11 protein-coding genes and 1 pseudogene are annotated in these 13,317 nt (G+C 52.1%); 6 read left to right on the top strand and 6 right to left on the bottom strand.

Features of this window, described 5'->3' with window-relative positions:
- Positions 1-103: 103 nt before the first annotated feature.
- Positions 104-1,105 (top strand): AI-2E family transporter, encoded by a 1,002-nt coding sequence (locus C8R21_RS14360; protein ID WP_107763317.1) that lies wholly within the window; start codon positions 104-106, stop codon positions 1,103-1,105.
- Between the two features lie 151 nt (positions 1,106-1,256).
- Complete coding sequence (locus C8R21_RS14355; protein ID WP_107763316.1) at positions 1,257-2,582, top strand: DUF2254 domain-containing protein; 1,326 nt, start codon at positions 1,257-1,259, stop codon at positions 2,580-2,582.
- A 319-nt stretch (positions 2,583-2,901) separates the two neighbouring features.
- On the opposite strand, the gene C8R21_RS14350 is transcribed toward C8R21_RS14355, so the two are convergent.
- Positions 2,902-3,690 carry a mechanosensitive ion channel family protein gene (locus C8R21_RS14350; RefSeq protein WP_219906682.1) on the bottom strand — a complete coding sequence of 263 codons (789 nt, stop codon included), beginning with the start codon at positions 3,688-3,690 and terminating at the stop codon, positions 2,902-2,904.
- Between the two features lie 5 nt (positions 3,691-3,695).
- Positions 3,696-3,920 (bottom strand): hypothetical protein, encoded by a 225-nt coding sequence (locus tag C8R21_RS16170; protein ID WP_219906681.1) that lies wholly within the window; start codon positions 3,918-3,920, stop codon positions 3,696-3,698.
- 404 nt (positions 3,921-4,324) lie between these two features.
- Here C8R21_RS16170 and C8R21_RS14345 point away from each other — a divergent pair, with 404 nt between their 5' ends.
- On the top strand, positions 4,325-7,834 hold the full coding sequence (locus C8R21_RS14345) for a DUF748 domain-containing protein (protein ID WP_107763315.1): 3,510 nt from the start codon (positions 4,325-4,327) through the stop codon (positions 7,832-7,834).
- A gap of 136 nt (positions 7,835-7,970) precedes the next feature.
- On the opposite strand, the gene C8R21_RS16550 is transcribed toward C8R21_RS14345, so the two are convergent.
- A complete protein-coding gene (locus C8R21_RS16550; protein WP_258192432.1) occupies positions 7,971-8,123 on the bottom strand; it encodes a potassium channel family protein in 153 nt (50 codons plus the stop codon).
- 219 nt (positions 8,124-8,342) lie between these two features.
- Here C8R21_RS16550 and C8R21_RS14335 point away from each other — a divergent pair, with 219 nt between their 5' ends.
- Together C8R21_RS14335 and C8R21_RS14325 are read left to right on the top strand one after the other, a co-directional pair.
- Positions 8,343-8,855 carry an HPP family protein gene (locus C8R21_RS14335; protein ID WP_074974138.1) on the top strand — a complete coding sequence of 171 codons (513 nt, stop codon included), beginning with the start codon at positions 8,343-8,345 and terminating at the stop codon, positions 8,853-8,855.
- Between the two features lie 869 nt (positions 8,856-9,724).
- Positions 9,725-11,782, top strand: coding sequence for a PLAT/LH2 domain-containing protein (locus C8R21_RS14325; protein WP_181258961.1), 2,058 nt, complete (start codon positions 9,725-9,727; stop codon positions 11,780-11,782).
- 45 nt (positions 11,783-11,827) lie between these two features.
- Here the strand turns inward: C8R21_RS14325 and C8R21_RS14320 are convergent, their stop codons facing one another.
- From C8R21_RS14320 to C8R21_RS14310, 3 genes are all read right to left on the bottom strand, one after another.
- Entirely contained in the window at positions 11,828-12,115 is a 288-nt protein-coding gene (locus C8R21_RS14320) for a helix-turn-helix domain-containing protein (protein WP_107763312.1), read from the bottom strand.
- A gap of 112 nt (positions 12,116-12,227) precedes the next feature.
- A complete protein-coding gene (locus C8R21_RS14315) occupies positions 12,228-12,611 on the bottom strand; it encodes a HepT-like ribonuclease domain-containing protein (protein ID WP_107763311.1) in 384 nt (127 codons plus the stop codon).
- A complete protein-coding gene (locus C8R21_RS14310) occupies positions 12,608-12,904 on the bottom strand; it encodes a nucleotidyltransferase family protein (RefSeq protein WP_445668751.1) in 297 nt (98 codons plus the stop codon). Before C8R21_RS14310 ends, C8R21_RS14315 begins: the two co-directional genes overlap by 4 nt.
- Before the next feature lie 321 nt (positions 12,905-13,225).
- Here C8R21_RS14310 and C8R21_RS14305 point away from each other — a divergent pair.
- Positions 13,226-13,317, top strand: a pseudogene (locus C8R21_RS14305) (transposase); the annotation flags it as partial.

Genomic DNA, 13,317 nt, shown 5'->3' with positions numbered 1-13,317 from the left:
AAGCAGAAGCAAACTATTATCAGCAATTGGTCCAAAAGGCCACGGTAGAAGTTTAACTTAAACCAAAAAGCCTCCACGAAAACCGGGGCGATTCAAAAAAACTCTGATTCAAGCAAGTGTTGTCGCTTTTGTGGCAGTCGTAATTGTATTGTTGTGGAAAGCTGCGGAAGTTTTTCTTCTCATATTCGCAGGTATCCTACTGGCCATTTTCCTTCATGCATTGAGCAGGTGGATCAGTCAAAAGACCCACCTTTCGGAAAAATGGTCGCTAACATTCGTTTTACTAGCCCTCACACTGGTTATTGCAGGAGGTATATGGTCTGTTGCACCCGAAGTATCCTCCCAAATTGATCGGCTAGTGGAACGCATTCCTCAGGCAGCGGAGCAGGCCCAGCAGCAGGTTCTAAAGTATGAATGGGTCAGGAAGCTTTTGGGGCAGAAAGACCGGCTTGAAAAGGTGGCACCGGGCAGCTCGGATATCATCAGCATTACCGCAGGAATATTTACCTCAACGTTCGGTGCACTTGGAAATCTCATCATCTTCCTGGTGATTGGCATCTTTTTGGCGATCAGCCCCAGAACTTATATCAACGGCTTGATCCGCCTCATTCCGAAATCCAGGCGCCCACGCGCAAGAGAAGTATTACAGGCAGTCGGATCAGCTCTTGAATCCTGGCTGCTTGCAAAGATAACCGCAATGTTTGTCGTAGGCGTGCTGACAGCAGTTGGGCTATGGCTAATTGGCATTGAGCTCGCACTGCTATTAGGCATCCTGGCCGCTATTCTTACCTTCATCCCCAATATTGGGCCTATTCTCGCCTTGCTTCCTGCAGCCCTGCTAGCCTTGACGTACGGTCCGGACAAGGTTATTTACGTGGTCTCACTATATGTCGGCATTCAGGCGGTCGAAAGCTATGTAATAACACCATTGCTGCAGCAGAAAATGGTTGATTTACCGCCTGCCCTTGTCATAAGTACGCAGATATTGTTGGGGGTCCTGGTCGGCGGCCTTGGCATCATTTTTGCCACTCCTCTTACCGCAGCTGCCATGGTCATGGTCAGGATGATTTATGTAGAGGATATACTGGGAGACCCTCGACCTTGATTCCCCCTAAGTGATCAGTCAAAGAACAGCTCGGCTTCAAATTTTTTTAGGGCTAAGGAGGCCGGAAGTTTCCAGGAGTGTTCGCTGAAGTACGGGGACTTTTTCTGCTGTCATGACGAGCGAGATCCATTTCTGTCTTCTTGAACAAGCCATGAAGAAACCCCAACAGCTCTGGATCTACCTCCGCTCCAGTTTCTGGTTTACACCTTCATTGATTGTTGCAGGAAGCATTGCGCTCGCTATAAGCCTGATTAATGCGGATTCCGTCGTAAACAACGAAATCCTAACCGAGTGGCCCCGCCTGTTTGGCGCTGGAGCGGAAGGATCTCGCCAGATGCTGGCCACAATCGCCAGTTCGATGATGACTGTCGTGGGAGTCACCTTTTCCATGACTCTGGTAACGTTAGCGCTGGCCTCGAACCAGTATACGTCGCGTGTCCTGGGGAATTTTATGCGCAGCACTATAACCCAAGTAGCCCTGGGCGCCTTTGCAGGAATATTTGCCTATTGCCTTATTGTGTTGCGGGTAATCCGGGGTGGCGACGAAAGCGCATTCGTCCCCAGCCTCGCAGTGCTCATTGGGGTCGTGCTGGCCCTGATAGGAATTAGCGTCCTCATTCTTTTCATTCATCATATTGCCACCTCGATCCAGGCTTCGAACATTATTTGTTCTGTGGCCGATGAAACCCTGGCGGCGATTGAGCGCGTTTTCCCGGAAAAGGGTGCGCTGGTTGAAGAAGAGGATGAAGAATGCCTCGGACATATATCCAGGAAACTTGACTGGCATATAGTCCCTGCAACAGCGAGTGGCTATATTGAAAGCATCGACTATGCTTCGCTTGAAGATCTTGCATGTCAGCGAAACATCATAATAAGGATGAACTATGGGATAGGAGATTTTGTTGTCAAGAGCATGGTGCTGGCTTCGATCACCGGACCAGATCCGGATGATAAGACTATGCAAGCCCTTTGCTCGGCATATAGTATCGGCAGTCGCCGCACGATAGAGCAAGACCCCGAGTTTGGCATCAGGCAAATTGTCGACATTGCGTTGAAAGCTCTCTCGCCAGGGATTAATGACACAACCACTGCTGTAACTTGCGTTGATTACCTCGCCAGTATCCTATGTCACGTGGCACCACGTAAATTTCCTTCCCGAATTCACTATGAAAAAGGCAAACCGAGATTGATTACGGTTTGGCCGACTTTCGGCATCCTGATGGAAGCGTCGTTTGACCAGATCCGAAGAAACAGCGAGGGCAATGTCACCCTTATGACTCGCATGCTCGATGCCCTACAAACTATCGAAACGCAGACAGCTTCGGTTGATCGCCGAGAGGCGTTGCGGGAACAAGCGCAGCGAATTGCAGAAGTGGCCTACCGCAGCGTCGAGTCTCCATACGATCTTGCAATAATCGATGCCCGGTTAGCGAGGGTATGTACAGCACTGGAAGAGGAGGCAGGTCAGGGTGAATGATAGCTTATGCCCGAAACAGATTCTGCCCCATAAAGCATTCATATGATGGCCCGCAGGGCGTTATGGATTAGAACAAGAGCCAAAATATTATTAAAACGGATATGGGTACACCTACCAGCCAAGCAAGAAAATATTTACCCATAATGGTTTCTCCTCAGAAAAAATGAAAATAGGAAGAAATTACGTTTAAATGATATGTTTTAAAATTTAGGACATCCGTACGGAGGGCCACTTAGCCACTTAGCATTAATTGCCAGACAAGAGATCATGACTCTTCTTCTGCAGATCGCCTCAAAAAGGCCTTCGTCCCACAGCGAAACTAGGCTTGTTGCTTGATACGAACCAGCGGTGAACCGACGACTTCATACGTGGACGAGGCGATGTCAATACCTGCTTCATCCAAATCCCTCAGAATATCCCTGCTCATCTGGTCCTTTAATTCTCGAATGCCATGATCCTCGGCGATAAAACGGACTGTTAGCTCTAGCCAATTATCCGTCAGACGGTAATATACCCTCGGCTTCATGTCTGCCGACTTCATAAAATAGCGCCGTTGCATCTCCTGGAGCGCTTCCTGACTAAGGGAGCTGAAGGAAACGGTTCGTCGATTGGCGACGTCCAGCAAAATGCGTTCAGCACGTTCACGATCCGCATTAAACCTGATCGGAATGCTCATCTCCTCCCAAAGGTACGGAAATTCTCTCGTGTAGTTGTAAACTGGTTCATCAAAAATGCGTGCGTTACTGACGGTAACAATACGGCCCGTATACTGGCGGCTTTGAACCCACATTGCAGGATCAGCGTTTTGTACGGGTGGCGGTTGACCCATTTCCATGATTGTGGTTTGCATGAAACCTAAAGCAATGACATCCCCACGCACTCCGCCCATTGTGATGCGGTCGCCGACGTTAAAGGTTTTGCCGCGCAGGATGATGAAATAACCAGCCACCGCGGTAACGGCCTTTTGCAGAGCGAATGCCAAACCGGCCGTGACTAGCCCGATCCCCGTTGCCAGCCGGGTTGGGTCATCAAACCAAATAGAGACAAGGCCCAGGATAAGGAGTAAGGCTGTGCCGAGCGCAACTCCTTGTCGAACCCAGAACGTCAAGCGCTTCATATCCCGTGCAGAGCACGGGATATGAAGCGCCGCAAAAGCCTTCCGAGGAAAAGTATGAGTGCGATAAAGACGAGCGTAAAGAGGAGTTTTACGCCATTTTCGGCATTGATCCCAACCAGGCGGACGCCTAGTATCTCTACTGCCCGATTGGGCCCGACCAACGTGATGAAGTTTTCCAAAGGCGTATCCTCGGCGGCAAATAATGTCCTTGATGCGCCCAAACGTAACCCTCTACATAACATTAACGTGGGATGCACCAAGCTATCCAGCGCATGACTCATCTTGTCATCAGCCACCCGCAACATTATTGAGACATCTTTAACATCAAATAATCATGTCTTTTTAAGTTGGTAATCAATCGCCTTGCCACGCTCGACAAAGGCAAAAACTCCCACGTGAATTCTTCCGGGGGACTGATTTCTGTTCCATATCCAACAGAACTGCACCCTGGTTCATCTTAAAGTACCTAAACAAGGGTCAAGGTGCACATCATTAAGGGAGGCCGTTAAGGCAGGGTGGTGCTTCGTAGGCCCTCGCGGTCTTTGGGCTAGTTTTTGCCTGAGGCCGTGACCGCCTTTGCGAACTGGGGGCCATCAGGCCCCTCAGGCCCCTCTCTCCTTCTTAAATGCCCCTTTATAATTTTGAGAATACTTCGGAAGTAATCCTCCATATGAAAAGGATTATTGCTCACCCAGTTTTCCGAAGATCAGTAGGAATTGTTTCCGTCTTGCTGCTTGTTTACACCCTGGCCGGTTTTCTTGTTTTGCCATACTGGCTTGAGCGGTTCCTCCCGGATTACCTGGAACAGCGCACGGGGCAGGATGCAAGCGTGGGCGATATCCGCATCAATCCCTATCTATTCACTGTTGAAGTATCCGACGTTCAGCTTGGAGGAATGGCTGAGAGCCCCTTGATGACGTTCAAGCGGCTTTATATCGACTTCGAGTTATCAAGTATTTTCACACAGGCCTGGAGATTTGCTGACATCCGAACTGAAGGGCTCGACTTAGCCTTGGAGATCGACCGAGAAGGCAGACTTAACGTCATTGAACTTATCGAGCGCCTGAAGAGTCGCGAGGAGGCTTCGAAAACGCCGATGAGGGTTATCCTCGAGCATTTGGTGATAAGCGATGCCAGGATAAGCTTGAGTGATCTTTCGGGCGAAAAACCGGCAAGCGCCATCCTTTCCCCCATCAACCTGGTTCTCACTGACCTGACTACCATTCCCGATCGGGAAGGACAGTATGTCCTGCAAGCAAAGTCAGAGAGAGGCGGCTCTCTCGAATGGAAGGGGGACATTACCCTGTTTCCGCTGGCTTCAAGGGGATATTTTGCGCTGCGTGAATTGGAGCTGGCCAATATATGGCAGTTTTTTCGCGAGGAATTGCGGATAGCCAAACCGCAGGGAGAAGTGGGTGTCGCAGCAAACTACGATTTTTCCTACAAACAGGGAAAGGCTTCGCTTGAATTGAGCAAAATTACGCTACAACTAGCCAACCTTTCGGTGACTCAGGCAGATGGCCGTCAACCATTAATTGAGTTGGGCAGCGTACATATTGATGATGCTCGTTTTTCCCTTGACGACAGGGAAATTGCCATCCCGGTTTTTGCCCTTTCTAAAGGCAAAGCAAGTGCGAGTCGTGCAGATAATGGACAACTGAATTGGCAAAGCCTGCTGAAAAAGTCGACAGCGGCAGCGGATTCCAGGACAGAACCTGTCAACGATTCTGATTTAGCTGAAAGGCCTGCATCACCCAGCTTTCCCTGGAAAATACATATTGAACACGTCGATCTTGAAGATATCGGGATTGCTTATACTGATTACAGCCTGTCGCCACCCCTAGCTTTCAGAATCGACAAGCTGGGCAGCAAATTCAAGCTGGGCCTGAGTGGCTTAGTGGAGGCCCCGCGCCTGCAGGTACAAGCTGCTCAATTATCAATCAGCGGTGTGGTAGTTGCACCCGTTTCCCGTGATGCTGCACTGCTCGGAACGCTGGGAAATTTTGAATTGAGTGGGGGTAGTCTCGATACTGAAGCACAGACCGTGGCAGCTGAGAGCATTAACGTAAGTGGAGGAGAAATGGCGTTCATTCGGGGGCCTGACGGCCCTAGAGGTTTATTGCGCCTGCTGCACGCGGCACAAAAACCAAAAGAAGATCGACAATCTCCTCCTGCCGTTGACCCCACTTCCACGAAAAGCGAAGAAACTGCCTGGAAATACAGAATAGGCTCTTTGGACCTGAAGCAATTCAGAGCACAGCTAGCTGACGAGACGTACAAACCGATAGTCGCCTATGATATCGACGCCATCGCTGTGACAGCCGAAAATATCGATAACTCTGTTGAAAAACCTGTTGTTTTTAACGCCAAACTGAAGGTCAATAATAATAAAGGAGTCATCAACGGAAGCGGTACAGCCCGCCAGGATTTCAAGCAGGCGAGCGTCAAACTCGACGCAAAGGTGCCGCTGGAGCCTTTGCAAGGAGTGGTGGCGCGCCATGCCGCAGCAAGCCTTGTATCTGGTCGCCTCGTCGCTGCAACCGAGCTAAATTATCATTCCGGCGCCACTCCTGAAATAACGGTAGCAGGAAGTGCCAGCATCAAGGACTTCCGGTTGAATGAATCTGATACTACTGATCGGTTGATCGCATGGAAAGCGCTCCTGGCCCAGAAGTTCAAGCTGAGCATGGATCCAAACCGGCTTTCGGTCAAGGAAATCCATCTTCATGAACCCGATCTGAAGCTTGCCATTGATGAGGAGATGAACGTGAATCTTGCCCAAGTACTGAGAAACAGTACCGAAGCCAAGGAATCGCCTGAAGGCCACCAGCGTAAGATACTGCCAGAGAAGACAGGAGCCAGGCAGAAAGACAATGTGTTTCCTGTAGAAATCGCACAAGTGCGAATTGAGGAGGGTTCGCTCGACTTCGCTGATAAAAGTCTGGTTTTGCCTTTCTCAACTCATGTAACCGGGCTCAAGGGTATTGTCGCAGGAATTTCAACCGCACCCCGGAACCGTGCGGAAATCAGATTAAGTGGGCAGGTGGAGGACTATGGCGAGGCGAAGGTTGCAGGAACGCTCTCAACGTCAAATCCCAAGAGATTCCTGGACATCGCGGCAGATTTTGAAAACATCAAGATGCCTCCCCTTTCGCCATACTCCGCGACTTTTGCTGGACGCAAGATCGCGGCGGGCAAGCTCTGGCTCACACTGCATTACAAGATCGTGAAGGGAAAGTTGCTGGGCGAGAACAAGATAATGCTTGCAGATTTCAAGCTGGGCGAGCGAGTGGAAGCGCCGGGAGCGCTCGACCTCCCCCTTGACCTGGCAATTGCGCTGTTGAAAGGGCCAAACGACAGGATAAACCTTGCGGTACCTGTTAGAGGGGATTTGGGCAATCCCAGTTTCGATTATGGGTTGGTTATACGCACCGCGCTGGCAACCGTATTGCGCCGCATTGTTACTTCTCCATTCCGGCTTCTTGCAGGTTCGGAAGAGGAAACGGAGAACCTGAGAAAAGTCGAATTCGAGCCAGGCAGTGATGATATTCAGCCCTCCCAGCGCGAGCAGCTGGATGTCCTTGCCGAAGCAATCAAACAACGACCGGAAGTCGCACTCGTCGTGCAGGGCCCATACGATGCAGAGGTCGATGGAAAGAGCCTGCGACGCCAGCAGGTACACCGTGACGTTCTGGCCGAAGCAGATATCCTCGTCGAGGAGAGCGAAGACCTGGACTTCATGGCCTTTGGAAACGCCGACATACAGAAGGCCTTGGAAAGGTTGCTAGCCCGTAGGTCAGAGGGCGGTCCTGCGGAATTCGCCGATACATATAAGAAACGGACAGGGCGGGAACCTGATCGGGTCAATCCCCTCCTCGGGTTGTTTGGGCGAGGCAGCAGGGATCGGGAATTCTACGAGGCCATGTTCGATCGCCTGGTCGAACTCCAGCCATTATCTGGCGGGGAGTTGGAAGCATTGGCGGCAAGCCGCGCGAAGGAGATCATCGCAGCCCTGCGAAGAGCTGGTGTGGACAGCAAGCAAGTTATCGTTGGAGACATAGAGGCCGTAGCCGGCAAGGCAAGAGATGCCGTCGTAGCGGAGCTATCCCTACAGACAGCACCTGCCGAAAACTGACGATGAGTATGGTAAAAAAGCTTGCCTTGCGCGTCGTCTTTTAGTGTTTACAGTTAAAGCTTTATTCCCTACTAGCTTATCCAACACTGCTTATTGCGGCGAATTTTTCCCCAAGATCGGGAAAGTTGCCTCATAGCTACCCTGTCGGTTCTTGTCCCACTGCGCAGTCATTTCTGAGGTGATAATTCCGGTGGGGACAGCAGGATGCTCCAACCAGCATGGTGATTGACGTAATTGCGCGTCCCAGATCAGTTTGAGGAGTAATATCGCCATCAATGGTTGTGACCACTGTAATAGCGAAATAGAGCGATGTCGGAATACTGCTAAACGGAGAGTCGGGACCACCTTCTACTTTCTACAATATGCAGCAGGGTGCCATTCAGGAGTCCAATTATTGGGACAAGTCTGGGCCAAACAAACCGATCAGTGTTCTTAATTTCCCTGGTCTTTTATATTAGGATAATCCTCAGGAGGATTGGGGGAATTTGCTTTTGAGTGGACATAAACAGTGCAACGTTCAGCTATAGCTCGTCTATTGTGGTGCGGGCTTGGCGCTGCAATGGGTGTCGCAGTAGCCTTATTCCTTGCTTCGCCGCCTTTTTCACCCTTCTTTTTTGCTTCGCTAGGCGGTTCTGCCGTATTTTTATTTGGCCTTACCCGCGCGCCGGCAGCACAGCCACGGGCACTCTTTGGCGGTCACCTGGGGGGCGCTCTCATTGGTATTGTCTGCTATCAGCTCTTCGGCGATTCGCTATGGGTCTATGCGCTCGCTCAGGTATTGGCCTTGTGGTATATGCTCCTCACCAGGACAGTACACCCTCCAGCCGGGGCCAACCCAATGATCATGATTCACGCTCACTCTAGTCTGGCGGCGCTTTGGGAACCGGTTTTCATTGGGGTATTTAGCTTGGCTATCGTGGCAGCTGTTTGGAGTCGTCTCTACCCGGGGCTCTCGCACTATCCTGTTTCCTGGCTCGATCAATCCCCTCCCTCCTTGTTTTGGGGAGGATGGAACGAATAGCCTTCGGATGCATTGGACCTGGTAGCGAAGGAGACGCGGGAGTGGGCCATAGAACGAAAGGGCTGCCCGTCAATCCACATTTTTGGCCAGGACTATCTCGGTTATTAACCCGGAGCTTCAGAGCGCAAAGGCGAAGATATCGACTCCAAGATGAGCTGTCCTCTTGCGTTGCATGGAACTATTCAACAATGTGCTTAATCCTTCACTTCCACAACTGGCAAGCGACGATCAGAGTTGCTGTTCTTCCTGTGGAATAGGCACCCCTGAAGTTATCAGCCTTCCGGTTGCCCGTAGGGTATACGAAGCGCACTTACAGGGCGCCCAAGTGGATTCGTATCCTTTTCCGTTGCTGGAAAGATCGCACGCCTTATGATGAATCCAGGTACCTGGATGCGCTTAAAAAACGTAGTTCGCCGTTACTCGCACTACTCGACCCAGAGAAAGCGGAACTAAAATTGGCAAAAGCGTGAAAGGGAGAATCTCGAACATTCACAGTCTTGACGGATCAACTCAGGGCGTGAGTCCCCCTCACGAAACGTTGGGGGGCGTTGTGGGGGGATTGGCGCGGGAAGCACTGGTCCGTGCTGGCGCAAGGGGTTCAAAAGGAATTCAAGTGAGATGCGACCCATCACAGGCCATGACAGGCGACGCGCACTGCGGAATGCAGTTGGCGTGGCCTGTGACAGGCAGCAAACGGGAATTAGGTAGCTATACTTTAATATGGGTGCCTAGCACTACTCGTTACAACCCGATCGCCAACTAGCGCATTGAAAGACAGAGATTGTCAGGCTAGATGATCCGGTACATTTTGCGAGCAGGTCAGAGGATTTGGAATGAAAAAGCAGGGATTACCGGTATTTCATCTCTTGATGCTACTCTTTGTAGCGTTGCTGATCCCCACTTCGGCGCAAGCCGAGCATATTAACAAAATCATCATCGAGATCACTACGGGTGATGTCCGCTTCGCCGGTACGGATGACAAGATGGTCTTCCAGATTGGCGGCAAGACTTTCACGCTCGACAATCCTGACCGCGATGATTTCGAACGCGGCAATACTGACAGGTTCGAATTCCGGAACGACGATCCTATCTTCAGCACCGACATGGTCCGCGGTGTCGGGACGATCTCTGTTACCAAGATGGAGGATAGTACCTTTGGTGGTGGATGGCGGTTCGGCGGTATCAAGGTCTGGATTAATTCCGATACAACCCCGCCCATCTACCAGAATTCGGATGTCAACCGTTGGCTCGACGGCGACAATCTCTCCGACCGCCAATGGATCACAACACTCGGCGAGGATGGCTGGAGCCTGCCTGAAGAGCCACCTTTCCCGCCCTGCGGAGTGCCGATCATCACTCTCACGAACCCGGATCTGGCCTCTCTCGATGTGGAAAGCACGTTGGATTCCGACTGCGATGGCATCCCGGATGACTCGGACACCTCATTCGACACGCCACCCGATTCGGATGGCGACGGTTTGCCCGATCTCTACGAGACCCAGACCGGAAGCTCGCCGACCAATCCCGACAGCGATGGGGATGGTTGGCATGATGGCAAAAACCGCCGTACCTTCCTCCTTCTCACGCGCATCCAGGGCCGCGATGAGGACGAGGATATCGGCCACGATGAGCTCTATCTCGTAGCCGAGGATGTGCGGTTTCCCGAACAGGACGATCTTCGCGGCTATTGGGAGATGAATGACAACACGGAGGTCTCGCCGTTTGTGATCATCGATTCGCGAGCAACCGCACCGGGAACACCTGCTGTTTTCAAAACCCGGTTGCGATTGCGCGAATCTGATTTCGAGTTCTTCGAGAGTCCTACCGACGACACGCTGCAAGACGCTGTGCTGGATTGGGGCGGTGCCGGAGACACGGGCGAGGTCACGATCACGCTCAACCAGGGTGACTTCGAATACCTCCTTACCTTCCGCTGGTTCACAGTCTATTTCCGTGATCCGAATGCACTGAGTGGCATGAGTGACTTCGAGCAGGACGGTCTCACTGAGGCGCTCGAAGCGCGCATCAGCCGACAAGATCCTAGTCTGCGGCCAGCGGACAAGGATCGGATCGAAGGCTATGACGGCCTCGCGGATCCAGAAGGCCGTCAGCTCTTCATCGAGGTCGATGCGGCAGGTGCGGATCATCACATTCCATACGATGCCAAGCAGATGGTCGCCAGCCGTTTTCACTATCGCCATATTGCACCCCGGATCGATGACGGTTATCTTGGTGGTGGCGAGGACCTCGACTATGAAAACATTGTTTCCTTCAACGATATGAAAACCAACTATCGACCAGCCCACTTCTGGAATGAACGGCGCTTCTTCTTTCGCTACGCGCTATTCGTCGACCAAATGGAGGATGAGTTCTTGGGTATCGGGGCGAATGGGCGATCCGATCGGACTATACCGGGCGTCCCTCGCTCGCGAGAGCCGGATCTCATAATATCCCGCACATCGATGCTCGGCCATTTCAGCGCGATCGTCTTCATCCACGAACTCGGCCACACGCTGGGGCTCTGCCACCCGATCGGCACGAGTGAACCACCTATTCCTTCACCCACTTGTCCTACACCCAGTAACTGGGTCGCCGACAGCGAGCACTGCGTACATTATTGTGGGGTCGGCGAGGACGATATTACTGCGATGGGCGATGATATAGACTTGTTAAACACGGGTATCATCCCTGGCGCTGCAACGGGGATAGGTGCAGGCATTCTTATCGGCGCTGGAATCGGAGCTGCAATTGGCGCTCTTTTTGGAGCAGGAGGGGCGTTTGGAGGCGCCATTGTTGGGGGTATTGTCGGAGGAATTTTAGGAGGCGCGCTAGGCAGCATCCTGGGTTCTGATGCCTACGCTCGCGTCGTCGACTACCACCCCAATGAGTGGGCCGCCCTGTTCTTCTCGGTGTTTCCCTCACCATGAGAGAGCACTGTGACCGGCGTGTTGCTGCTGGCTAGCTATGTATGCTTACCATACGCGTCGGACAACGATCTCAACATGCTGATCTAGCGAGACCAGTGCCTGCATCAGGCGTTCGAGCGAGATGTTCTGCAGCTTGTAGCGCCGGACCCGGGACACTTTCGGCTGCCTCATGCCGGTGAGGTGGGCAGCTTCTGTCTGACTTAAGTCCCACTTATCGATCAGCTCGTTCAGCTTGACCGCGAGGACCGTCTTCACCGACAACTCCTCCGCGTGATCAAAGCCGAGATCGGCCAGCACATTACCGGTACCTCGAGGGTGCTCTTTATGCATCATCCATCATTGATACGTACCGTGTAGACCGCGTGGAAGGGGTCCTTGATGATCCTCCACAGTTCAGTTCATAAAGCCCTGGACCAAGTTCCTTCCAGGGTTTGACCGATTGTCTTCACGGCAATACCATGCCATTTTGGTCTTCGTCGTCGGCATCCTGGCGCACGGCTGGCAGTTGCTTGAGCAAGTCCGGTAGCCATTGCTGCGTCGTGTCCCACACCACATCGAGATTGATGTCAAAGTAGCCGTGGGCCATGCGATTACGCATGTTGCGCATGCTGCGCGGCACCTCGGCATGGGCCTGGGTGAACTCGGCGTAGCTGTCCATCACCTTCGTGGCGGCCTCGCCGATGATGATGAGGCTCATGATGACAGCTTGCTGGGTGCGCTTGTCGGCCAGGAAGTCATCCTTGGCCAGCCCTTCCACGAAGCTGCGCGCATCGGTTGCGGCCTGCTGAATGTGGTCGAGGTAATCGGGCAGTCGGTGATTCTCGCTCATACCGGCTGCGCCTCCGCGAGCACCTTGGCTCGGAACTTCGGCGGTAGATCGCCGGGGGTCAGCAAATCGACGTCAACGCCGAGCAGCGATTTCAATTCATCTTCCAGATCGCCCAAGTCCAACAACGTGGCACCGGGAAGCGCATCGACCAGTAGATCGAGGTCGCTGCCGTCCCGGTCGGTGCCATGCAGCACCGAACCGAAAACGCGCGGGTTCGCGGTGCGGAAGCGGCCTACCGCTTCACGCACTGCGCTTCGCTTCATGTCAAGCGCAACGGACGGTCGCATAGTCATCCTTTCTTATCGAAACGCGTTGAGATGATAGCAAGAATAGATTTTCAAGAATTATTTTCGAGAGAAACACGTTGCAACAAATCTGACCAATTCCATTAGATATAACTGAAACAGAGGCTTAAGGGATCTATCCACAACTCTATCCCGGCAACAGGGGAAAACCTCATTAATAACTTCTGGTTCAGGTTACCAGTAATTTGGAGCGAAATATCCTCTTGAAATGCTTCTTCCGTTAATTTTCCATCCCAAGGTTTAAACCACCGGCTTTAGCCGGTCAGCTTTAGCTGCGAAAATAATAGGCTGCACGAAGGGAGGTGTGGCATGGATTATAGATAGGGCAGTCATACAGTTTTTCAAATTGAATACCATTTTGTATGGGTAACGAAGTACCGGTACAAGGTTTTGCAGGGAGA

The organism is Nitrosospira multiformis (genome assembly GCF_003050865.1).
GTDB classification, from domain to species: Bacteria; Pseudomonadota; Gammaproteobacteria; order Burkholderiales; family Nitrosomonadaceae; genus Nitrosospira; species Nitrosospira multiformis_E.
Note: the sequence above shows the minus strand (reverse complement) of the source record. Positions and strands in the feature narration are given on the sequence as shown.